Annotated in this window: 18 protein-coding genes; 4 read left to right on the forward strand and 14 right to left on the reverse strand. The window is 59.0% G+C overall.

Annotated features, from left to right (window positions below):
- Window positions 1-35: 35 nt before the first annotated feature.
- From rpe to ACR0AZ_RS00885, 9 genes are all read right to left on the reverse strand, one after another.
- On the reverse strand, window positions 36-725 hold the full coding sequence (gene rpe, locus ACR0AZ_RS00845; RefSeq protein ID WP_480666546.1) for a ribulose-phosphate 3-epimerase: 690 nt from the start codon (window positions 723-725) through the stop codon (window positions 36-38).
- 95 nt (window positions 726-820) lie between these two features.
- The gene (locus tag ACR0AZ_RS00850; protein WP_480666548.1) at window positions 821-1,522 is read right to left on the reverse strand and encodes a DUF1045 domain-containing protein; all 702 of its coding nucleotides are present in this window, start codon (window positions 1,520-1,522) and stop codon (window positions 821-823) included.
- Between the two features lie 12 nt (window positions 1,523-1,534).
- Window positions 1,535-2,011, reverse strand: a complete 477-nt coding sequence (locus ACR0AZ_RS00855; protein WP_480469025.1) for a class I SAM-dependent methyltransferase — start codon at window positions 2,009-2,011, stop codon at window positions 1,535-1,537.
- Between the two features lie 26 nt (window positions 2,012-2,037).
- A complete protein-coding gene (locus ACR0AZ_RS00860; RefSeq protein WP_480666549.1) occupies window positions 2,038-2,784 on the reverse strand; it encodes a polysaccharide deacetylase family protein in 747 nt (248 codons plus the stop codon).
- Window positions 2,781-3,923, reverse strand: coding sequence for a glycosyltransferase family protein (locus tag ACR0AZ_RS00865; RefSeq protein WP_480666550.1), 1,143 nt, complete (start codon window positions 3,921-3,923; stop codon window positions 2,781-2,783). Before ACR0AZ_RS00865 ends, ACR0AZ_RS00860 begins: the two co-directional genes overlap by 4 nt.
- Window positions 3,920-4,504 carry a histidine phosphatase family protein gene (locus ACR0AZ_RS00870; RefSeq protein WP_480469028.1) on the reverse strand — a complete coding sequence of 195 codons (585 nt, stop codon included), beginning with the start codon at window positions 4,502-4,504 and terminating at the stop codon, window positions 3,920-3,922. The genes ACR0AZ_RS00865 and ACR0AZ_RS00870 overlap by 4 nt, the downstream gene beginning before the upstream one ends.
- Entirely contained in the window at window positions 4,501-5,577 is a 1,077-nt protein-coding gene (locus ACR0AZ_RS00875; protein ID WP_480469029.1) for a glycosyltransferase family 4 protein, read from the reverse strand. The genes ACR0AZ_RS00870 and ACR0AZ_RS00875 overlap by 4 nt, the downstream gene beginning before the upstream one ends.
- Complete coding sequence (locus ACR0AZ_RS00880) at window positions 5,577-6,824, reverse strand: glycosyltransferase (RefSeq protein WP_480469030.1); 1,248 nt, start codon at window positions 6,822-6,824, stop codon at window positions 5,577-5,579. Before ACR0AZ_RS00880 ends, ACR0AZ_RS00875 begins: the two co-directional genes overlap by 1 nt.
- The gene (locus tag ACR0AZ_RS00885; RefSeq protein ID WP_480469031.1) at window positions 6,821-8,035 is read right to left on the reverse strand and encodes a glycosyltransferase family protein; all 1,215 of its coding nucleotides are present in this window, start codon (window positions 8,033-8,035) and stop codon (window positions 6,821-6,823) included. Before ACR0AZ_RS00885 ends, ACR0AZ_RS00880 begins: the two co-directional genes overlap by 4 nt.
- 369 nt (window positions 8,036-8,404) lie before the next feature.
- On the opposite strand from ACR0AZ_RS00885, the gene ACR0AZ_RS00890 reads away from it, so the two are divergent.
- Window positions 8,405-10,789 (forward strand): mechanosensitive ion channel domain-containing protein, encoded by a 2,385-nt coding sequence (locus ACR0AZ_RS00890; RefSeq protein ID WP_480469032.1) that lies wholly within the window; start codon window positions 8,405-8,407, stop codon window positions 10,787-10,789.
- 88 nt (window positions 10,790-10,877) lie between these two features.
- Here the strand turns inward: ACR0AZ_RS00890 and ACR0AZ_RS00895 are convergent, their stop codons facing one another.
- Genes ACR0AZ_RS00895 through ACR0AZ_RS00915 form a run of 5 tightly spaced genes read right to left on the reverse strand, consistent with a single transcriptional unit; the run spans window position 10,878 to window position 18,102 of the window.
- A complete protein-coding gene (locus ACR0AZ_RS00895; protein ID WP_480469033.1) occupies window positions 10,878-12,233 on the reverse strand; it encodes a CoA transferase in 1,356 nt (451 codons plus the stop codon).
- Entirely contained in the window at window positions 12,230-13,384 is a 1,155-nt protein-coding gene (locus ACR0AZ_RS00900) for an ABC transporter permease (protein ID WP_480469034.1), read from the reverse strand. Before ACR0AZ_RS00900 ends, ACR0AZ_RS00895 begins: the two co-directional genes overlap by 4 nt.
- Window positions 13,381-14,409 carry an ABC transporter permease gene (locus ACR0AZ_RS00905; protein WP_480469035.1) on the reverse strand — a complete coding sequence of 343 codons (1,029 nt, stop codon included), beginning with the start codon at window positions 14,407-14,409 and terminating at the stop codon, window positions 13,381-13,383. Before ACR0AZ_RS00905 ends, ACR0AZ_RS00900 begins: the two co-directional genes overlap by 4 nt.
- 14 nt (window positions 14,410-14,423) lie before the next feature.
- Entirely contained in the window at window positions 14,424-16,337 is a 1,914-nt protein-coding gene (locus tag ACR0AZ_RS00910) for an ABC transporter substrate-binding protein (RefSeq protein ID WP_480469036.1), read from the reverse strand.
- Window positions 16,330-18,102 carry an ABC transporter ATP-binding protein gene (locus tag ACR0AZ_RS00915; RefSeq protein ID WP_480469037.1) on the reverse strand — a complete coding sequence of 591 codons (1,773 nt, stop codon included), beginning with the start codon at window positions 18,100-18,102 and terminating at the stop codon, window positions 16,330-16,332. The genes ACR0AZ_RS00910 and ACR0AZ_RS00915 overlap by 8 nt, the downstream gene beginning before the upstream one ends.
- Before the next feature lie 228 nt (window positions 18,103-18,330).
- Between ACR0AZ_RS00915 and ACR0AZ_RS00920 the strand changes: the two genes are divergently transcribed.
- The 3 genes from ACR0AZ_RS00920 to ACR0AZ_RS00930 all read left to right on the forward strand — a co-directional run bounded on the left by ACR0AZ_RS00920 (window position 18,331) and on the right by ACR0AZ_RS00930 (window position 22,047).
- The gene (locus ACR0AZ_RS00920; protein ID WP_480469038.1) at window positions 18,331-18,828 is read left to right on the forward strand and encodes a class I SAM-dependent methyltransferase; all 498 of its coding nucleotides are present in this window, start codon (window positions 18,331-18,333) and stop codon (window positions 18,826-18,828) included.
- A 79-nt stretch (window positions 18,829-18,907) separates the two neighbouring features.
- Complete coding sequence (locus ACR0AZ_RS00925; RefSeq protein ID WP_480469039.1) at window positions 18,908-19,537, forward strand: glutathione S-transferase; 630 nt, start codon at window positions 18,908-18,910, stop codon at window positions 19,535-19,537.
- Window positions 19,538-19,644: 107 nt separating this feature from the next.
- Window positions 19,645-22,047, forward strand: coding sequence for a GcvT family protein (locus tag ACR0AZ_RS00930; protein WP_480666551.1), 2,403 nt, complete (start codon window positions 19,645-19,647; stop codon window positions 22,045-22,047).

A 22,047-nucleotide genomic window follows, 5' to 3' on the forward strand; every position in this document is an offset into this window, starting at 1 on the left:
TCAGGAATGTCGATGACTGGCGGGAGCGCTTGTGCTCAGCCGATGGCGCTTTCAGCAGCAGTGCGTACGGCACGAATGTTGTCGCCGTAGACCGACGGATTGGTCACCGATCCGCCTTTGAACACCGCAGACCCGGCAACTAGAACATCAGCACCTGCAGCAGCGACCAGAGGGGCCGTGGCGGGATCAACGCCACCGTCAATCTCGATATGCACGGGGCGATCGCCGATCATTTCGCGCAGTCGACGTACTTTGGCCGTCATGTCGATGAACTTCTGACCGCCAAAGCCGGGGTTTACGGTCATCACGCAGACCAGATCGGTCAGCTCCAGCAAATGCTCAACCGCCTCCGCCGGAGTGCCTGGGTTCAGCGCGACACCTGCCTTCATACCGGCACCGCGGATGGCCTGCAGCGTCCTGTGTGTATGCGGTCCGGCCTCAACATGGGCGGTCAGGATGTCGGCGCCCGCATCGGCATAAGCCTGAATGTAGGGATCGACCGGAGAGATCATCAGGTGCACGTCCATCACTGTTTTCACATGCGGACGGAACGCTTTGACAGCAGGCGGGCCGAAAGTGAGGTTTGGCACGAAATGCCCATCCATCACATCGACGTGGACCCAATCCGCCCCTTGTGCTTCGATGGCCTGAATTTCCTGTCCGAAATTGGCGAAATCGGCAGACAAGATGGAAGGTGCGATCTTGATGGAGCAATCAAAGCTCATGGCGGGCCTCATGTGAGATCTGGTTTGCGAGGCCATATAGCTGCCTGAGGCTTCGATGGGTAGCCCCTACGCTCGTGATTTGGGGCAATCCTCTCTCAAGCGCCCAAGGGGATGCGTTCCAGCAGGTGAAATCGGCCATCAGAAGCTTCTCCGACCAGTGCCAGATCACGGATCTCCAGTGGTTCGGGCAGTATCGGATGTAGCCTCGCCTCTAGCAGGGTTTGAACCTGTCGCAGGGTCGGTTTGCTGAGCTTGCTGCTCAGAGTGATGTGAAAGCGAAAAGTACCCATTACATGCGGATACCCCCAACGGATCAGATTGCTTTCCTGCTCTGTCGTTAGTCTGGCCGTGCGACGGCGCGCCAGTTCAGAGTCAGTCAATGGCATTCGGAACCTGTCCAGATCGCGTACGCAAGCGGCGGCAAGTGTGTTGACAGCTGTGGTGTCACCACCCGGCACAAGAGCCAGAAATCGACCCAGCGGGGCGATGTGCAATCCTGATACAACCGCCAGTCGCTGCGTTTGCGCAAGTTCTCTGCAGGCAGCTTTCAAAGCAGCCAGAGTTTGCCCCTCTCGCAGACGAAATGGTGGCTTCAGGGTCGCGTGCAGGCCGTATCTGCGCGGCGTTTCTGTTGTGGCAGCAACATCAATATCGGAAAGATCTGGATGGGGAATTGGCTGGCCTTCGTCCACGTCCCAGCCCAGCCATGCCTTGCAGAATCGGACCCATTCAGCCTCAGGCGGTGGCAGGAAATAGACTGCGTAGCGTGTGAACTCCATCTCGGTTTCTCGATACATCCTTGCGTCAAATCAGGCGCGGTAGAAAAGATACCGGTCCGGAGCGATGGTTTCGGGTCCCGCGATTTGGTCGAACCCGACCAAGGGTTGGCCCGAGATCAGCAACGCTCCGGGGCGCATCACCTGCGCTATCAAGGGGCTGAGGCGCGCGGCCTCTGCCACATCCTCGGATTTGATGCCGCGCCCGAAATCATAATGCGCCAACGCTATGGTTCGCCCTTGTGTGGCCAGCTTTTCCAACATGGGTTCCGCCTCACCCTGCAGGAAATCCTCTTCCGGAGGCGTACTATCGGGGTGACATTGCAGGACCCGATCCATCACCCAGATTCGACGCGCAGGTAAGATTTCCCGAAGATGATCGTAAGTGCGGCCATTGCCCAACCCCATGTCCAAAACATCGCCATCCTCGCCTTCGATCTGCGCAGCGGCCCAGTTCAGCCCGTCGCGCTGAGCCGTCAGGCGGCGCAGCATTGAATCAAGTCTGCTCATTCGGGCTTTCCTTCCAGTTGAGGGTCTTATGCAGCGGTCCAGGGTTTACCCGGCCCATCGAGCAATCGTTGCAGCAAGTCTCTCGTAAAATCCCAGATGTCTTGATCATGGACCAGATGGTGCGTCAACACACCAAACGGTTCCGTGTTGTCAGTCCGTCCTTCACGGCGATCCTGCAAGAGCTGCACGGTTTGCAAGACAAGGTGCTCGGGGTCGGCCAGACCGCGCGTGCCGTGCCAGTCGATGGGATCCAGATGAGTGTTCACTTGTTTCAAACCCGGCGCTGCCAATTCGGATTTGCGTGGCGTAGACGTCGAGAGAATGCGATAGCCCAAAGCGGGCAGGCGCTCCGCGGCTTCAGGCGCGATCCGGTTCCAGGGGGGAACAAACATCGGGCGCAGGTATTCGCCGAACAACATCTTGAGCCGCATCAGACCCGCCTCAGCGTCAGCGGTGATTGCCTCGATTGGTCGATGGAGGCGAAACTCCGCCTTTTTCTCGCCTTGCGGTGCATGGTTCCGATGCGCCCAACCGTGCACGACCGGGATCAAAGCAGGACTGGCTTGCACATAAGCTACGAGTTCAGCTTCAGCGCCTTGCGGGATCACCGCCAAGTGGGCGGGCAGACCAAGCTCATCAGACAGCGCCGTCAATTGATCGAGCTGCCGGGTGACTGAAACGGCATCGTCGTCTCGCCACCAGAGTGGCAGAGTGAGGCCCGCCTTGCGCCAAAGATCCAGTTCTGCTTGCAAGGGTCGCCAATCGGGGGTCATCCTTTGGCCCTCCGCAAGCTGGTCGCGATCTCCACCGCGCGTTGGGCACCGTTGAATCCGTGGGTCATGGGCGCGCGATCCGGTCCTGACATGACGCGTGCCAATGCGTCAGCAAGGGACGCGCCATCCAGATCGTCACTTTTCAGAACAGTGACGCCATCCAACTTGGCAAGACTGCCTGCGCGCAGACTTTGTTCGACTTCTTTGCCGTCATCGAAGGGTATGAGAACCGAAGGCGTGCCGCTTTGCAGCAAATCCATTGCCGTGTTGTAGCCGCACATACTGACCGACGCGGCAGCAAGCGGCAGCATTTGCCGAAAGTCTGATCGAACAGGTTCAATGGTGATCGGGATATCTCCGGCAAGAGCCGACAATTCATTAATGCGCGACCGTGCGTCTTGCCCACCTACCAACAGGCGCCAACGCCTGTTGGGCATCTTTCGCGCGGCCTCGATGGCCGAGCGAAAGATCGGTTGGCCAACTGACCCTCCGCCTGCGCTGACCACAATTTCATCCTGCCCCAGGCCTTCGGGATGCGGCAGCGGTGCGGCTGCCGCAACAAAGCCTGTATAGTGCAGGCGTGCGGCCAGTTGATCCGATACAGGCCAGCTTATCTGCAGCGGGGCGATGTCGGGATCGGAATGAACAAGAACACTGTCGTAGAACTGTGCAATGATTTCATCCGCGCGTTCGGCTTTAGCGGGTTTCGAGGGCGGCGCGAGGATATCGCGGATCGAACTGAGAATGACTGGCGGGGTCGGCAAGGCTTGTGCGACCTCGAGCGCCGCCAGAAATTCGGGCGCAAGCGAGCGACGGCCGAACGGATAAAGCTCAGTGATGAATATCTCAGGTTGAAACCTGCGCAGCGCCTCTGTCAGTGCGGTAACACGCGCGGCCAGATAGTCCGGGTCTGCCACCTCTCCGCTCTGGTCCAGAAGGCGCGTAAAGTTGGTGCCATCCGATCGCAGCGGCGGCAACCCCAGCAATGTCATCCCGCGCGTGTCAAGCTGTGGCGCAGGCATCCCGCCTGAGATCACAAAAACCTCATGGCCTTGCTGAACAAAGGCGCGACCCAAAGTCAGTGCGCGGCTCAGGTGCCCGGTTCCCAACAAATGAGTTACGGTGATCATGACCCTCATGGATGGGCCTCGCTTCGGATCAGTCTGATTGGTTCGACCTCGGCCCGCATGGTGCTGAGGTCCACGATATATAGTCTGTTTCGCTTGATCTTGAACGGGGCGGGGCCTGAGAAATCCCAGTCCCATGCCTTGGCAAGGATCACCCGCATGATGCCGATGTGGCAGACGGCAAGCGTGTCACCCTGAAGGGTCTCCAGCCATGGTGCAATCCGAGTCCAAAGGTCTGCCGGGCTTTCGCCTCCGGGGGGCCGGAAGCCCCAGCCCCAATCCTCTATGTGCCGGTAGCCGCTGTCCGGTATCTGGATAAGGTCGACGCCACGCTGCCCTTCCCATTCGCCCCAGTTCATTTCGGTCAAGGCTTCGGATGTTTTTGGGGTCTGACCCGAGACCAGCAGCGCGGTTTCCGCTGCTCGTGATAAGGGGCTGGACCAGACCGATGCCGTGTCCCATGGGGCAGGCAGGCAATATACTGACAGTTCGGCGCGTGCATCGGCATCAAGCGGTATGTCACTGCGTCCTTGAATGCGGCCCGCGCGGTTCCAGTCCGTATGTCCGTGGCGTAGTAGCGCTAAACGGCTCATGGTTGATCTTCCAGCAACGGGCGAACGGCGGACCAGAAGGTATTTGTCGCAGCGGGCATCAGATGTCGTTTGGCAATGTGCGCGCGCGCGCGTTCGCCTTCTCTGCGGCGCAAATCAGGATCAGCGCAAAAGGTCTGTATACGTGTGGCCAGCCCGGCCGTTCCGGCCTCAACAGATGGATAATCGGAAGGCAGAAGAACATCGCGCACGCCGGGGCGATCTTGCGCCGCCACGGGTATGCCGCTGGCCTGCGCCTCAAGGTAGACCATTCCGTAAGCTTCATTGAAACCAGGCCAGATCAACAGTGATGCGCGCTCGTAGACCTGTTGCAATGTCGCCCGGTTCAACTGCCCGAGAAACCGGACACGATCTTCAAAGGGTGCCATCAACGCTTCAACCTGTGGGCGGGCGGGACCGTCACCCGCGATGTCCAGAACCCAGTCACCGGTCAGATGCGCCAGAGTTTCAGCCAGAATGGTGTATGAGCTCAGCTTGTCGCCGTCTCGCATCATTCCTACGGTCAGCATGGGGCCATCTTGAGATGAAGCTTTCGGCAGGTCTGTGATCGGCAGGAACGGGGGTAGCTCGGTAAGCTGCTGATTGCCGTAACGCTCTCGCTGCAATGTGATCAGGTCGTTTGCCGTATGGTAGAAGATAACCTGCGCTGCATCACAGGCCGCATGGGCGTAGTGGGCGAAGCGATCCCAAGGGCCGTTCAGCCGACTTGTGGCGCGGGTGCTTTCAAGCTGTACGTACGGGATGCCACGCGCACGGCAGATTTCCGGCCCCAACAGGTCAGGGGCCTTGTAGTAATTGTGATAAGTCACCCAAAGGTTTGTATCAGCAGGCAGGCCCTGAACCAGTCGCTCGGTTTCCGCCTGTGCTTGGGCCAGAAACGTCTCTTGCACCTGTGAATCACCCGTTTTGTCGTAGATGCGGAGTTGCGAGGCGAGCTCGACGCTGTCCCCCTGCGCCGCGATCGCTGTCATGAGGTTCCGTGCCATTTCGCGATCGCCCGAGGGTTTAGGGCTGTCGGGGGATTTCATCGGCGCATAGAATGCAACCCGCGCCATCAGACGTCATCCGTACACAAGGTTTTCAGCCGCTCAGACAGGCGGCGAATGCCTGGGTCCATCTGGAAGTCCGCGATCAACCGATCATGAGCGGCCGCGGCCATACAGATTGAAGTATCGGGATGCTCGGCTAACTTGATGATCGCGCTGGCCAGTGCCGTCGGTTCGTCGCTGGACAAGACGCCGTGGACGCCATCTTCGATGAACTCGGGTATGGCCGAAATCGGAGTGGAGAGGATCGGCAAACGTTGAGACGCCGCTTCCATCAGCACGTTCGGTAACCCGTCCCGGTCGCCGTCTTCCGCGATACGGCTGGGCAGGACAAACAGATCTGAGTGCTGCATTTCGGCAATCACCTCGGGCTGATCGCAGGCTCCCTTCCACGTGATCCGCGAGGTCAACCCCGCCGCATCGGCTTGGGCTTTCAGCGCATCGCCGAGTGTACCGCCGCCGATATGGACCCAGTGCCAATCCAGCGTCTTCGGCAAAAGCGCGAGCGCCTCAAGAAGCCGGTCAATACCTTTCTTTTCGACCAGACGCCCGACCGAGAGCATGCGGAACGGCGAACCCGCCTGACGTGGTGCGCGTTGAGGAGGGGCGGGAAACCGTGACAGATCCAGCCCGTGATAGATCAGGTCGACCCGTTCCGGATCGTCGGCAAGTGAGCGCAAATGCGCGGCACCGATGGCTGTGCAGGTCGCGCCAAAGGCCGCCCCATATGTTGCCGCTTGCAGCTTCTCACGCTTTTCCCAATCGGGTGAGGTCCAGATGTCTTTGGCGTGGGCCGAAAAGCTCCAGGGCAGGCCGCGTATGATTGCGGCATAGCGCGCGACCGATGAGGGCGTGTGCATGAAATGCGCATAAAGCGCTTGTGTCTGCTCGGGAAGCTCGGCAGCCAATACGCAGGCCTGGCCAAAGCGGCGGATACGGTTATGGGAGGGATCGCGTCGCAGATCCTGCCGCCAGATGTCATAGGCTTGTTGATAGCCGGGCAAGCGCATTGCGATCTGGCGCGCAGCCTGCAGACGTTGCGGTTCATCATACAGATATTCCGGCAGGTAATGAACCTGCCCCTGAAATCTGTCGTGCAGCGGGTGGCGTTTGGTGTCGGTGGGGTGGCGCAGGGACCAGATATCGAACTGGTGCCCGGCGTCCTGCAGGGCCACCAGTTCCTGTGCAATGAACGTCTCGGACAGGCGCGGCCAGCCTTTGACCAGCACCGCTAGCTTGGGGGATTTGGCCGTCATCCGATGGCGCGCTCTTGTTCCGCACCCAGCAGGGCATCGATACGATGGGTGACGTATTTCAGGCCATCCAGCAACCCCGCACGAATGGCTTGTGAGGGGAGGGGCTGGTCTGACAGATCACGGATCGCTTGGATCATTGCGTCCGCCGTCAGTCCGTCGCGCGTTTCATCCAACATCTGCACAAGGCCCAGATCTTCCGCGCGTGAGGCGCGGATCCATTGTTCAAGCCGTGGGGTCGTACGCGGCACGATTACGGCGGGCTTGTCGAAGGACAGAACTTCGCAGAAGGTGTTGTATCCGCCCATGCAGACAACACCGGCGGCACCGGCAAAAAGCGTCTCGATCTGGGATTCGAAGCCAACCGCCGTAACCCGGCCGTTCAGTGCGGCGACGCGGGTTTCGAAATCCTCCCGCAGCTCGCCCGACAGGAACGGACCATAAACCAGAACTGCGCGAGGTGACAGATCGGGGTCCTTTTCGTAGGCCGAAAGAACGAGGTTGACCATCGCCTTGCCGTCGCCACCACCGCCGGGGGTGATCAGGATATAAGGCTGCTCGGGCGGCTCACCGACTGGTCCCAGATCGCGCCGCAAGTAGCCTGTCCAATGTATCCGCTGCTGCGTCGCGGGGCTGAGGGGCAACCCTTGCGTGGGATCATAGATCGAGCGCAGGCCATAAACCCAGATTTCGTCGTAGAACCGTTCGGTCGCTGCGATTGCGTCCTTGCGTTGCCATTCAGCGGCCAGAACTTCGGGTTCATCCAGCACGTCACGCAGGCCGAGTACCAATTTTGTCGAGCGAGAATACTCCAGATATTCGAGCGTCGGCAGCAGCTCTCCGCGAAACCCGGTGGGTTCCTTGTCGACGATCAACACGTCAGGATCGAATTGCTCAACCGCGGTCTGGATCAGGCTGGATCGCAGCTCGGTGACTTCCTCGATACCCATGCCGATAGTCCGCGACGCGTAAGAGCCGTCGGCACGCTTGGTAACACCAGGCAGGCGCACATGGTCCACGCGACGCGGGAAAGTGAAGCGCCCGGCCACCGGAGAACCCGTCAGAATCAGAGCTGAGGCGCGCGGATCCGCCTGCGTGATAGCGGCAGCCAATGCCCGGGACCGTCTTAGATGACCCAGACCGAACGTATCGTGACTGTAGAGCAGGATGCGCGGGGCGCGGCCGTGTTTTTCGTGTGCTGTTCTTAGGCTCATGCTTTGCCTGTTTCGGGTTCCAGTGCAATTCCGCGCGTTTGCATCTGTTATCTTATATGTTCCGTGCCTGCTTGCCAAAGCGGCAGAGCGCACCGTGCAAATGTGGCAAACATTGCGAATTGGCAACAGCTTTTGCTGGCCAAGCCATCTGTGGGCCACTTTGAACAGGGGTTTTCGAGGCAGGTCTCCAACATCGTATTTCTCTGAGTTGTCATATTCAATTTTCGTTGGCTTGAAAACACCTTATAGCCAGCGGTGTCACGAGAACACGGATGCAGGACGATGTTGTGATGGCGTGTGGTGAGGATTTGAACCAGCTCGACAGGTTCTATAGGCTGCCCTGCAACCGCGAATTGGATGAAACGTATCATGAAAAAGAAAGTTCTTGCCGGATTGGTGCTGGTGTTTTGGGCGCTGTCGCTGGCATTTGTTTCAGCGGCGGCGGCGCAGTCGCTTATTCCAGGCTATCCCATCGGAGGGACGGAAGAGTCCGGTACCGCGACCTCAGAGAATGAGGATGTGGCGGCGGCTATCCGGGCTGCATCCGAGGCGGGGGCCAGCGTTATCGTGATCGATAGTGCCGGTCAGGTGGTTTCAACACCCGCCTCAGGCAGCGCGGCGAATGAGTCGTCAGCTGCTGACTCCATGGGTGAGGGATCACAGCTTATGAAAGCGCAGGAGCGCTTTTCTGACTTCCGCGAATCCGTTCGTTCGCGACTTGAGGCGCTGCCCTACTCAGTTTTTGAAGTAAAATATGTCCTAAGACAGACCAGCCCGGATGGTCGCATCCAAACCTATGTCGAAGTGCTGTTCTGGAACATTTTATTCCTGTTGCTGGGGCGCTGGTTGTCGACGGAAATCTACGGCAAACGTATCGCCAAGCGCTTTGTCGTGGCGCGGATCAAGGAACAGCCTCATGGCTATCGCGAGAAGATGCCGTTCCTGGTGTTCCGCTTCTTGATGGGGATTGGCGGTACGGTCTTTGCCATGCTCATGGCGCTGATCGTCGGATATCTGTTCTTTGGCGAGGCCGAGGATATCTCGATTCAGTTCACCGTAACTGCGATCTTCACGGCGTTCTTCCTGTCGCGCACAGTGTCGGACCTGTGGCGCATGGTTCTGTCGCCCTACCTCAGCCAATATCGATTGCCGCCCTTCTCGGACCGGGATGCGAAACGGTTGTATGTCTGGGCATCGGCGCTGGCGACCTATGATATTTCGGTGGTTTTGTTCTCGACCTGGGTCGCTGATTTCGGTCTGAACTACAATGTCTATGCCATGGTGTACGGCTCGCTGACCCTGGCCGGGGCGTTGGGTAATGTGTTGATGATCCTGTTCAACGCGCGTGCCATTTCAAATGCGATCCGGGGCGGGCGAGCCCCCGATCAGGTGTCGTGGATTTTGCGTTTCATCTCGTTCGCCTGGGCACCGGTATTGATCCTCTATTTGGTCTTCAGCTGGCTCAAGCTGGCAGTCGATCTTGTGCTTGAGGTCGAGGACTCGATCCCGATTGTGGCCAGCAGCTATGCGATCTTTATGTCGGTTGTCGTGGCCTACGGGGCGATGAACTATCTGCTTGAGCGCTATTTTGATCGCAATCGCAAGATTGAAGAGTTGAATGCGGAAGCGGAAGACGCGGAGGCCAAGGCCGAAGCAGAAACCGCCACACTTGAGGCCGAAAAGCGTAAATACGCTATCCTGACTTACGAGGATCTCGCCCGCCGTGTGGCCGGTATTCTGGCTTTTGTCGTAGGCCTCTATGCCTTGGTAGTGATCTGGAACCCGCAAGCGAACTGGAGCGAGGATCTGCCGGTTGGTCGGGCGCTGGATGTGATGGTAATCCTGTTCATCGGCTATATCCTGTTCCACTTTTTCCGGGTCTGGATTGACAGCAAGATCGCCGAGGAGGTTGACGACGGAGGCGCAGAGGCGGAGCTGGGTGACGAAGGCGGCGAAGGCGGGCAAAGCCGTCTGGCGACGTTGCTGCCCCTGTTTCGCGGGGCGATATTGGCGGTGGTCGTGGTGACGATTGCGCTGATCGTGCTGATGGAACTCGGCATCAATGTCAGCCCCCTGTTTGCAGGTGCCGGTGTCGTCGGTTTGGCCGTTGGCTTTGGGTCGCAGACTTTGGTTCGAGACATCTTTTCGGGGGCGTTCTTCCTGATGGATGATGCGTTCCGGAAGGGCGAATATATCGATATCGGCGACGTGAAGGGAACGGTTGAGAAGATCTCGGTCCGGTCGTTCCAGTTGCGGCATCACCTTGGGGCGCTGAACACTATTCCCTTTGGTGAGATCAAGGTTCTGACCAACTATTCGCGTGATTGGGTGATCATGAAACTGCCCTTGCGGGTGACCTATGACACCGACGTTGAGAAGGTGCGCAAACTGATCAAGAAGCTGGGGCAGGAGTTGCTGAGCGATCCTGTGATCGGCGATAACTTCATCCAACCGCTGAAGTCTCAAGGCGTGATCGAGATGCAGGATTCGGCGATGATCATCCGGGTGAAGTTCATGACCAAGCCGGGCGATCAGTGGCTGGTGCGCAAGAAAGTCTATCAGGATATACGCGAGCTGTTTGCCCGGGAAGGCATCCGTTTCGCGCATCGTGAGGTCACGGTGCGTCTGGCGGATGACAAGGAGGCTGAGGACCTGACACCAAAGCAGCGCGAAGCGGTAACCGGAGCGGTGCAGGCGGCGATTGATGAGGATTATCTGGACGATATCGGACCGGCTGGTGGCGACGATCGGTAAGGTCCTCTCCCGCCCCTTTGATCTGCGTCGCTGACGCGACGCGGCCCAAAGCGTTGGGCCAAGCCGCGCGTTCCGCGCGGCGATTGCGCTAGGCTGAGGGGGTCGGCCAGGCCGCGTCAGACGTCCCGAGTTTGGCGGCGGGCAAGCGCCAGGTCATTGCGGCGGGTCCGACTGTGAGGGCCGGTTTCAGGCGGTGGCCTGGCCCCCAGCCGGAAGCTTCGGTCTGTGCGGCGTAATCTGAAGAAGCTGCGGTGGTAATGTCTTCACCGCCGCTGTTCTTAGCGAGGGTCGCCAGCAGTTCTGCGGTGCGGGCGAGCGATAGGCGGGCATCCATTACAGTGTGACCCGTAGCGGCCTCGGCCATGGCTGAGAGGACTGCCGCGGCCATCAGATAGCCCGTGGCGTGATCGAGAGCTTGCACGGGCAACGGTGTGGGCTTGTCTGCAGAGGCCCAGGCCATACCGGCATGGGCGATCCCTGAACTCATTTGCACAAGGCTGTCGAACCCGCGCCGAGTGGCCCATGGACCTTGCCAGCCATAGGCATCCAGAGTGACCTCGATCCGGTTAGGGGCAAGTTGGTCACGGGTTGCTTTGCCCAGCCCGAGCGCGTCCAGTGCGCCGGGGCGATAGCCATGAACCAGCACATCGGCTTGTGCCAATAGGTCTTTCAGCTGATTCAGCCCGTCCGGCGTTTTCAGATCCAGATAGGCGCAGCGTTTCCCTAGTGAGATATCGGGGATCACTCCGGGTTCATCCCAACCCGGAGGGTCGATGCGCAACACGTCCGCCCCGAATGCTGCAAGTGTCCGTGTCGAGACCGGACCGGCCAGAATGCGGGTCAGGTCGAGTACACGAAGCCCGGCCAACGGTCGCTCGCCCGACGCTTCGGGACGATCACGCAGAGTGACATTGTGCGGTCCGTGCCAGCCGATCAGGGGCTCGCGGGCGACGGCGCGCCCTTGTGGGTGGTCCTGCCATTCGGAGCGGTTGCGCATGGCGGCGGCGACACCTCCCTCAGCGACGATGGCAGCTTCCAGATCGATGATGGACCAGTCTTTGATCGCGCGTGTCACGGTGTCCCGGTCCGCTTCCACCTGCAGTACCTTGAGCGCGGCGGCGCGGTGGTGGGGCAGGTTGGTGTGCAACCTGATCCAGCCATCTGCGGCCTTGTAATCCCCGGCAATGGTATCCCACAAGCTGGGCATCTTCCACCCTTCGGGCTTGAACGAAAAGCCATACCACAAAGAGGCGAGCCGGTGATCCACGGCTATCTCAGGCGGCGTGGCTGACAGGTTGAGGGCTGTCATCAGACGGGCCAGTTCCTGACCCACTGCGGCAAAGCTTGCCGTCGCCAGTTCGGATACCGCAAAGGCGCTGGGGCGGGCTCCGACCCCGATGACCTTGTAGCTGTCGGTTGCGGGCAGGGCAGAGAGCAGGGTCATTGCTGATAGGGATCCAGACTGTCGCGCAATCCGTCACCGAGGAAGTTGAAGGCCAGCACAACGACGATGATCGGCAGCATCGGGATCGCGGTCCACGGGTAGATCTCGATCGAAGCGAGGTTCTGCGCGTCGTTCAGCATCACGCCCCAACTAACCGCTGGGGCCCGCAGGCCAAGGCCAAGGAAGCTGAGTGCGGTTTCGCCAAGGATCATTGCGGGAATCGACAGTGTTGCTGACGCGATCAGGTGTGACATGAAGTTCGGAAGCAGGTGCTTGCGGATCACCCGGCCCGAGCTCGCGCCCATCATCTCGGCGGCGCGCACATATTCCTCTTCCCGCAGCGACAGGAACTTGGCGCGTACAGAGCGGGCGAGGCCTGGCCAGTCGAGTATGCCGAGGATGATCGAGATGATGAAGAACACCGCAACCGGGCTCCAATTCGATGGAACAGCGGCGGACAAGGCCAGCCAAAGGGGCAGTTCCGGCAGCGAGCGCAGGATTTCAATTACACGATTGATGACCCAGTCGATGCGCCCTCCGAAATATCCGGCCATCGAACCGAACAGGATACCCAGGAAGAACGACACCGAGATGCCGATCAGACCCACGGTCAGCGACAATTGCGCGCCATAGAGGATGCGGCTGAAAACGTCTCGACCCAATCGGTCCGAACCCCAAAGGAACAGCGTGGCGCCCTCGGGCGCGCAGAACAGGTGCGTGTCGGATTTGATCAGGCCCGCCAGCTTGTACTCGGACCCTTCACAGAAGAACCGGATCGGGCGCGGGTCCTCGGTATCGGGGACGAATTTCCACTGGAAGGTCTCAAGGTCAGCCTCTGCCACGATGGGATAGACGTAAGGGCCAACGAATTCACCCTCATGGAACCAGTTGATGGATTGAGGCGGGGCGTACAGGTGCTCGCCGTTCCGATCATTGGGACCGTATGGTGCGATGAAACCTGCAAAGGGCAGCATCAGGTAACAGAGCAGCAGGAAGATGCCAGATATCAGGCCCAGCTTATGGGTCTTGAATTTGCGCCAGACCAGCACCCAGTTGGGTGCGTCCAGATCGGCACGTTCCAGCTGTTGGATCGAGGCCTGTGGGTCGAAAGGGGCTTCGTCGACATAGCGACCGTCGGGACGTTGGGTCATGCTTCACGCCCCTCATATCTGATGCGCGGGTCGAGCATGACCAGCAGGATGTCCGAGATCATGGTGCCGATCAGGGTCAGCAAGGCCACAAACATCAGGATGAAAGCCGACAGAAACTGATCCTGTGTTTTCAGCGCCGTCAGCAGGGTCGGGCCGATGGTTTGCAGGCCCAGAACAACCGAGACCAGAACCGAGCCTGATACCATGGACGGCAGCAGGTTGCCGATGTCGGCCACAAAAGGGTTGAAGGCCACGCGCAGGGGGTATTTCGTCAGCATCCGCGATGGCGCCATGCCCTTGGCGATAGCAGTTTCCACATAGGGTTTGCCAAGCTCGTCCAGCATATTGGCCCGCAGGCGCTGCATCATCGCTGACGCGCCCGAGGTGCCGATCACAAAGGTTGGCACGATCAGATGAAGTAGGATGGATTTGAGCTTGTCCCAGCTCATCGGTTCGCCTTCGAACTTTGGGTCCATCAGGCCGCCGATGGGCAGGTTGAAATACTGATGGCCATAGTAGAACAGGATCAATGCCAGCAGAAAGTTAGGCGTGGCGAGGCCCAGATAACCCACAAAGGCCGAGGTATAGTCGATCCATGTCCGCGATCGCGCGGCGGCGATCACGCCGAGGGGCAGGGCGACTGCGTAAACGAAAAGGATAGCGGCCAGATTGACCACGACGGTCAGCCATAGCGTATCGCCGACAATCTCGGACACCGGGCGATCGAATTCGAAGGACCAGCCATAGTTGCCTTGCAACAGCCCTTCGAACCCATGCGGTCCGGGCCAGAAGCCCATCCAGATCAGGTATTGTTCCGGCAGAGACCGATCCAGCGAATATTCCTTTCGAAGGAATTCCGCCTTGGCGACGCCAGCCGATTGCCCCGAGGCCTGCAGCTCGGCGATCTGGTTGCTGAGGTAATCGCCGGGGGGCAGGTTGATGATCACGAAGATCAGGACCGATACCACCAACAACGTCAGCAGCATCGTGAAAAAGCGATACACCGCATAGCGCAGCATGACCATTTAGCTGCTCCTGATCAGTCGGCGAAGAAGAACTCGTCGGGGCGGTGAATGCCGAAATGTGCGCCGGGCTCCCACGCCCACATGGCTTGTTCGGGTACATTGCGCAGACGGTTCGACACCACGACGGGCTGCGGTGCGCCATTCAGAATGCCGATCGCATAAAGTTGCTGAGCATGGATATCCAGCATTTCGCGCCAGGCAGCTTCGCGCTCTGCATCGGTGGTGGCGATTTCCCAGTTGTGCGCCAGCTCCATCAGACGTTCAGCCTCGGGCATGTCAGGCGCCTCGCCCGCATCGCCGCCGGTCTGATAGTATTGGCCCCATTTCGGCCAAGCCAGAAACACCTGATCCGTGGGTGCCAGATAGGCCGGAGAGGTGTGGCCCTGCGGGATCCCATCATCCCAACCGAACCAGACCGATGCCATTGTGTTGCCGGAAAAGACCCGGTTACGCAGGATGTCCCGGTCCAGAGGCCGCATCACCAATTTCACACCAATCTCACGCCAGGTATCGGTGACGATCTGCAGTGCGTTTTCGACCTCTTGCCGTTCTCCGGCGGTTTCGATCACCAGTTCCATCGGGCGACCATCGGGCAGCAGGCGGATGTCATTCTTGTCGCGCTGGCTGAGACCGGCATCATCCAGCAGGGCGTTTGCCATATCGATGTCGTATTGCGCCCAGGCTTGCGCGTTTTCTTCGCTATAGTAGGGCGAAGCTGGCAGAACCGACATCGCACCGGGCTGCGCCAGCTTGAAATAAAGCGCCTGATTAATCGTCTTGCGATCAATTGCCAGCGACAGGGCGCGGCGCACACGCACATCGCGCAGCACGTCACGCCAGGCTTCGTCCTCGAAATTCAGATTGGGGTAGATGGCGATCTGTGACGCAACTCCGGTTTTCCACAGCAGCGTCTTGTACTCGCCCTGCGCCTCGCCCTTTTTCAGGATCGAAGCGTCCCGGAAGGCCAGCCCACGCCCCTGCAGGTCGCTTTCGCCTGCATTGGTCTTCGCGGCAACTAGACCGGGAGCCACGATCTCCATCTCGACTACGTCCATATAGGGCAGTTGCACTCCCTTCGTGTCGATGCGGTGGTAGTAGGGATTGCGTATGAAGCTATGGCGGATTTTCTTACCCGAGCTTGCGTTCAGCCAAGGCTGCAGCGTCGGCAATTCGTGGTTGTCGAACTTATAGAGATTGTCGAGCTTGTTGTGCAGCGCGGCCCAGCTTTTGACACGGGCGTCTTCAACCTGAAAGGCCAGCTCTTCGGGGTCGGCGAATTTCTCGTGATATTGCTTGAGAAACTCGGATGGCCGGTAAATGAAGGGTGGGCGGGCCTGCGCCAGCGATTGCAGGAAGTTCGGGTTCGGGTCCCCCCATTCAAAGATCACCGTTGTCTCATCCGGGAAGCTCACCGCTGGTGGCTGGCCTTCGACAAGCAGGAAATCCGGCGGGCCGGAGGGGCTGAGTAGTTCGTTATTGGCAACATCCTCCCACCAATAGCGGAAATCCTCCGAAGTGAAGGGTGTGCCGTCTGACCACTTGTGACCGGGGCGCAGCTTTAGCGTGAATTTACGATTGTCTTCATTTTCGAACGCGGCCAACAGGTCGGGCACGATGTTGTATTCATGATCGAAACCGACAAGCCGTGCATAGCCGTAAACCACCATCTGCCGGATGTCTTTGGACCGGGTGACCATTGTGCGTAATGTGCCGCCCTGGGTCCCGAACTCGCGCCCTTTGGCGGAAAGGTCAACAATAAGCGGGTCTTGTGGAACACGTTCGGCGGCAGGGGGCAGGTTTCCGCTGTCAACTTCGGACTGCCAGAAGGCGCTCTCTTGCAGGTTTGAGGGAACTTCTGCCATCGCGGATAGAGTGCCCGCAAGGACCAGCGTGGTGGCCAGAAACAATCGGTGAGTGGTCTTAAACATGGCAACGTACCTTATGGCCGGGCTCCATTTCTACCAGTGAAGGTACCACGGAGTCGGAAAATCGGAAGGCATCATCCCAACTGTCCGGCGAACCCGCGCCTAAAGCGACCAGTTTAAGGTCGATCGGGCGATTGATATCGGGCTCAGGCTGGGCAGCGATGAGTGCCTTGGTGTAGGGGTGGTGAGGATTGTAGAACAGGGTTTCGGGCGGGGCCTGTTCAACAACAAGGCCCTGACGCATCACGGCGACCTCATCAGCGATCCGGGCCACAACAGCCAGATCGTGTGAGATGAACAGGTAGGACAGATTCAGACTGTCCTGTAGATCTTCCAGCAGGGTCAGGATCTGTTCTTGCACGGACACATCCAAGGCCGAGGTCGGCTCGTCACAGACAATCAGCGCGGGGTCCAGCATCATCGCGCGCGCGATTGACAGGCGCTGGCGCTGACCGCCCGAGAAAGCATGGGGATAGCGTTTGAGCATATCGGCACTCAGCCCGACCCGTTGCAGCATTTCGGCTGCTTTGTCTCGCTGTTCAGCGGCCGTGCCCAATTTATGGATCTCAAGCGGCTCGGTCATGGCGTCCTGAATGCGCATTCGGGGGCTGAGTGAGCTGTAAGGATCCTGAAACACCATCTGTGCCTTGCGCTGAAAGGCGGTGCGCTCGGCGCGCGACATCTTGTGGACGGTGATCGGCTCGGCATCCACAGAGGTGCGGAATAACACCTCGCCTCCTGGATCGGGCAATTCCGCGCCCAACGCGATCCGGGCGGCGGTGGTCTTGCCTGAGCCGCTTTCGCCTACAATCGCCAGCGTCTTGCCGCGGGCCAACTTCATGTCGACCCCACGGCAGGCATGGATCAGCTTGTCGGCCTTCCAACCCTTGCTGGACCGCATCGTGTAGGTCTTTGATACACCCTTCATCTGCAGGATCAGATCCTCATCGGGCATCGGTAGCCCCACGGCATCCTGATCCGGAATCTCGGGTGCTGCATCAAACAGCTGTTTTGTATAGGGATGCGCCGGTTCGTTCAGAATCGGTGCGGCAGGTCCGGCCTCCATCACGCGGCCCTTGTGCATCACCACGACCTGCTCGGCCATATTGGCGACAACGCCAAGATCGTGGGTCACGAGGATCAGTGCCATACCGGTCTCGCGCTGAAGTTCCTTGATCAGTCCAAGAACCTGCGCCTGCGTCGTCACATCCAACGCGGTTGTCGGCTCATCCGCGATCAACAGTTCGGGTTTTGAGACCATGGCCATGGCGATCATCGCACGTTGACGCATACCACCAGACAGCTCGAACGGGTAACTGTCATAGGCGCGCGCAGGGTCTGGGAAGCCCACGCGTTCGAACTGGGTCAGAACTTCTTTACGGGCCTGAGCCTCGGATGCGCCGCGATGCAGCCAAAGAACCTCACTGACCTGATTGCCGATTTTATGGAGCGGCGACAGCGAGCGCATCGGTTCCTGAAAGATCATCGAAACCCGATTGCCGCGAATGCCGCGCATCTGTTTCTCGCTGATTTCGGTGAGTTCTGCCGTGCCCTTGGAATCGTTCAGCCTGATTGATCCGCTGCGAATCTGTGCCGTACGTGGCAGAATTCTCAGCGCGGCCCTACACGAAATTGTTTTGCCCGATCCTGATTCTCCGACCAGGGCCAGCGTTTGACCCGGTTCAACGTCAAAGTTGACATCCCGAACAACGGCTTCGCCCGCGCCAAAACCTATGCTCAGATCCCGGACGGACAACAATGCATTCATGCGGGAATTCCACCCGGCTGGCCGCTTGATAACATCGGCTTAGTAATCTCCCTGACTTTTTTGACGCAGTTTCGCGCGGTTGGGGCGGCCTAGTCAAACACCTTCTTGCGCAGAAACGTCGCGGAAATATGAAATGCATGCCGGGGCACCTACACAAAGTCTTGAGATTTTGTCATCTAAGGCGCAACCGATGCCTATTAGGCTTGTCCAAAACAATGAGGTTTGCCCGTGTCCCAGCAACAAAGCCGACTGGATCTGTTCATCGATCGCATGGTGTCACAGCGTGCCTGCCTGGATTTTGCGATTGCGCAGACAGCAGGCCAGCCCGGTCCCGTGTTTGAGTTGGGTTTGGGCAATGGGCGCACCTATCACCATATGGTGCAGTATATTCCGGATCGTTCGATCTATGTATTCGAACGTGCGATCGCCTCACATCCGGATTCAACCCCGCCCGACGATCTGGTGATTCTGGGCGATGTACGCGAGACGCTGCCTGCCTCGGTCGAACGGTTCGGTGCATCTGCCAGCCTAATTCATGCCGATCTTGGTGGACATAATCGGGAAAAGAATGACGCTTTTGCCCGCTTCGTCTCGCCTCTGATCGAGCCGTTGCTGGCTCCGGGCGGGCTGATGGTGTCGAGCGACCGGATGTATTTCGAGGCTTTGAAGGAACTGCCCTTGCCAGAAGGCGCGGTTGAAGGGCGCTGCTTCATCTATCAACGCTGAAATGCCGTAGGGTAACTTGCGTATTTAACCGGAAGGGCCGCTAACCTTCGAGATGTCATGCCTCGAAGGAAGTTGCGTCATGTTATTCTACGATTGCTCGACCGCCCCCAATCCACGCCGCGCCCGGATGTTTATCGCCGAGAAGCGCATTCAGATTGAAACGCGTGACATTTCAATCGCTGAGGGAGAGCAGCTGAGCGATGCGTTTCGCGCTGTGAATCCGCGTGCCACCTTGCCCGTTCTGGTGACGGATGAGGGGTCGGTCCTGACTGAGAATTTGGGTATCGCGGCCTATCTCGAAGCACGCTTTCCTGAACCTGCCCTCATGGGTCAAACGCCGGACGAAAAAGGCATGGTGCTGATGTGGAACGCGCTTGTTGAGCAGCAAGGCGGCTTACCGATTGCCGAAACGCTGCGAAATGCGCACCCGGCCTTTAGGGACAGGGCGATTCCCGGCCCGGTGAATTATGCGCAGATCCCCGAGCTGGCGCAGCGCGGGAGCGACCGGGTGCACAAGTTTTTCGATCTGCTCGAAAGTCGTCTGCGCGAGAGTGCGTTCCTCGCCGGTGACGCGTTTTCGCTGGCCGATATCTCGGCCTTTGTCTTCGTCGATTTCGCTCGCGTCATCAAAATGCGTGTCCCCGCCGGGAACACCGCAACGCAAGCTTGGTTTGACGTAATCAAAAGCCGCCCCAGCGCTCAGCTTTAGGTTATTTTTGCATCAAATCTCATCAGGCACAGGACTGTACAGAAATGTCTAGACAGAAGTGAACAGTGCTATTAGCGTCCTCTGCGAGTCATGCAGGGGAGTGCAGGATGAAATCTCAGTATCGTGTCGTAGTCATCGGTGGCGGCGTGGTTGGCGCCTCGGTTCTGTATCATTTGGCCAAGTTCGGTTGGTCCGATGTGGTTATGCTGGAGCGGCGGCGCTTGGCGTCCGGTTCGTCCTGGCATGCGGCCGGTGGCATCCATGCCCTGAACGCCGATCCCAACATGGCATCGCTGCAGGCCTACACCATCGACTTGCTCAGCGAGATCGAAAAGGAGTCGGGTCAGAATATCGGTCTGCACATGACCGGCGGCCTGACATTGGCCGGCACGCCTGAGCGGTGGGAGTGGCTGCAGGCCAATTACCGCATCTTCCAATCCATCGGCATTGATGATTGCGAGCTACTGACCCCGGAAGAAGCACAGCGCCGTTGCCCGATCATGTCTACTGATGGCGTATTGGGCGCGATGTGGGCGGATCGCGAAGGTTACATCGACACCACCGGCACAGTGCAGGCTTATGCCACCGCAGCCAAGAAGCGCGGTGCTGAGTATTACGAAGAGACCAAAGTCGAAGAGCTGATCCAGACCGACGATGGCTGGCAGGTGGTAACCGACAAAGGCACGATCACCTGTGAGCATGTGGTCAACGCTGCTGGTCTCTGGGCCAAACAGGTGGGGCGTATGGCTGGCGTGGAACTGCCTGTTTCGCCGCTCAAACACCACTACCTGATCACTGACTCTGTCCCAGAAGTGGCCGAAGCCGACTTCGAGATGCCGATGACGGTCGATCTCGAAGGCTTTACTTATATGCGGCAGGACCAGAAGGGCGTTCTGGTTGGCATCTACGAGGTTGATCACGAACACTGGGCTATGGACGGTGCGCCTTGGAATTATGGCGAGGAGCTGTTTCAGGAACAACTCGACCGGATCGAAAATGAACTGACGCTGGGCTTTGAGCGTTATCCTTCGATCCAGAATGTGGGCATCAAGACATGGGTGAACGGCGCGTTTACCTTCTCGCCCGATGGAAACCCTCTGGTCGGTCCCGTGCCCGGCAAGCGCGGCTATTGGTCAGCCTGTGCCGTAATGGCCGGGTTCCTGCAAGGCGGTGGCGTCGGCAAGACGCTGGCCGAATGGATGATCCATGGAGAGCCCGAGGCTGATGCGTGGCCGATGGATGTGGCACGATATGGCGATTTTGCACAAAACAAACGCTACATCCGCGAGACGACCGGTCAGTTCTATTCCCGCCGTTTCGTGATGACCTATCCGAATGAGCAATTGCCGGCAGGCCGTCCGCTAAAAATGGCTCCGGCTCATGACGCAATGACCGAGGCGGGTTGCAAATGGGGTGTGAGCTGGGACCTCGAAGTGCCGCTCTATTTCGCGCCGAAAGGGTTCGAGGAGACGCCAACGCTCAAGCGGTCGAACGCACATGATATTGTGGCCGAGGAATGCAAGGTGATCCGCGAAGGGATCGGTCTGTTGGATATCTCGGGCTTTTCACGATTCGAGGTCACTGGGCCGAATGCCGAGGCATGGTTGGACAAGGTCATGGCCTCAAAACTCCCCGCGCCGGGTCGGGCCAAGCTGGCGCCGATGCTGGGTGAGAACGGGCGTCTCAAGGGTGATCTCACCGTGTTGAACTGGGGCGATGGCACCTGGTGGATCATGGGCAGCTACTACCTGCGGGCTTGGCATATGCGCTGGTTCGACGATCATATGATGGATGGCGTTACCGTGCGCGATCTGGGCGAGGAATATTGCGGCTTCGCCGTGGTGGGGCCGAAATCGCAGGCAGTGGTTGAGAAGCTGGCTGAGCAGGATATCTCGGGCCTGAAATTTATGGGCTGCGGTGATTTCGATATCGGTCTGGTTCGCGCCCGCGTTGCGCGCATGTCGGTGACGGGCGAAAAAGGGTATGAGATCAACTGCCGCTATGGCGATCATATCAAACTGCGCCGCATGCTGCTGGACGCCGGAGCTGACGAGGGCATCCGCGAATGTGGTTTCAACGCAATGTTATCGACAAGGTTGGAGAAAAGCTTTGGCATCTGGTCGGCAGAGTTCACGCAGCTCTACACGCCGGGCATGACCGGTATGGATCGCTGGATCGACTGGGATAAGGACTTCGTCGGTAAAGAGGCGGCACTGGCCGAACGTGATGGCAATGGCCCGGCGCAGGTTCAGGTGACACTTGAGGTCGACGCAGATGACGCCGATGCCAGCGGGTATGAACCGATATGGGCCGGAGGAGAGCGTGTGGGCTTTGTCACCTCGGGCGGCTACGGCCATTACACCGGCAAGTCGTTGGCAATGGCTCTGGTCGATCGCGACAAGGCTGAGCCAGGGATCGAGCTGTCGGTCCATGTGGTCGGCGTTGAACGCCCCGCCCGCGTGGTTGCGCCGTCGCCTTACGACTCGCAGGGCAAAGCGATGCGAGGCTGA

It is taken from the genome of Ruegeria sp. BE3, assembly GCF_056538865.1.

What these genes read in the sequence shown, in the direction of transcription:
- rpe (WP_480666546.1), bottom strand. Translation starts at nt 725, where the DNA reads ATGAGCTTTGATTGCTCCATCAAGATCGCACCTTCCATCTTGTCTGCC.
- ACR0AZ_RS00850 (WP_480666548.1), bottom strand. Translation starts at nt 1,522, where the DNA reads ATGTATCGAGAAACCGAGATGGAGTTCACACGCTACGCAGTCTATTTC.
- ACR0AZ_RS00855 (WP_480469025.1), bottom strand. Translation starts at nt 2,011, where the DNA reads ATGAGCAGACTTGATTCAATGCTGCGCCGCCTGACGGCTCAGCGCGAC.
- ACR0AZ_RS00860 (WP_480666549.1), bottom strand. Translation starts at nt 2,784, where the DNA reads ATGACCCCCGATTGGCGACCCTTGCAAGCAGAACTGGATCTTTGGCGC.
- ACR0AZ_RS00865 (WP_480666550.1), bottom strand. Translation starts at nt 3,923, where the DNA reads ATGAGGGTCATGATCACCGTAACTCATTTGTTGGGAACCGGGCACCTG.
- ACR0AZ_RS00870 (WP_480469028.1), bottom strand. Translation starts at nt 4,504, where the DNA reads ATGAGCCGTTTAGCGCTACTACGCCACGGACATACGGACTGGAACCGC.
- ACR0AZ_RS00875 (WP_480469029.1), bottom strand. Translation starts at nt 5,577, where the DNA reads ATGGCGCGGGTTGCATTCTATGCGCCGATGAAATCCCCCGACAGCCCT.
- ACR0AZ_RS00880 (WP_480469030.1), bottom strand. Translation starts at nt 6,824, where the DNA reads ATGACGGCCAAATCCCCCAAGCTAGCGGTGCTGGTCAAAGGCTGGCCG.
- ACR0AZ_RS00885 (WP_480469031.1), bottom strand. Translation starts at nt 8,035, where the DNA reads ATGAGCCTAAGAACAGCACACGAAAAACACGGCCGCGCCCCGCGCATC.
- ACR0AZ_RS00890 (WP_480469032.1), top strand. Translation starts at nt 8,405, where the DNA reads ATGAAAAAGAAAGTTCTTGCCGGATTGGTGCTGGTGTTTTGGGCGCTG.
- ACR0AZ_RS00895 (WP_480469033.1), bottom strand. Translation starts at nt 12,233, where the DNA reads ATGACCCTGCTCTCTGCCCTGCCCGCAACCGACAGCTACAAGGTCATC.
- ACR0AZ_RS00900 (WP_480469034.1), bottom strand. Translation starts at nt 13,384, where the DNA reads ATGACCCAACGTCCCGACGGTCGCTATGTCGACGAAGCCCCTTTCGAC.
- ACR0AZ_RS00905 (WP_480469035.1), bottom strand. Translation starts at nt 14,409, where the DNA reads ATGGTCATGCTGCGCTATGCGGTGTATCGCTTTTTCACGATGCTGCTG.
- ACR0AZ_RS00910 (WP_480469036.1), bottom strand. Translation starts at nt 16,337, where the DNA reads ATGTTTAAGACCACTCACCGATTGTTTCTGGCCACCACGCTGGTCCTT.
- ACR0AZ_RS00915 (WP_480469037.1), bottom strand. Translation starts at nt 18,102, where the DNA reads ATGAATGCATTGTTGTCCGTCCGGGATCTGAGCATAGGTTTTGGCGCG.
- ACR0AZ_RS00925 (WP_480469039.1), top strand. Translation starts at nt 18,908, where the DNA reads ATGTTATTCTACGATTGCTCGACCGCCCCCAATCCACGCCGCGCCCGG.
- ACR0AZ_RS00930 (WP_480666551.1), top strand. Translation starts at nt 19,645, where the DNA reads ATGAAATCTCAGTATCGTGTCGTAGTCATCGGTGGCGGCGTGGTTGGC.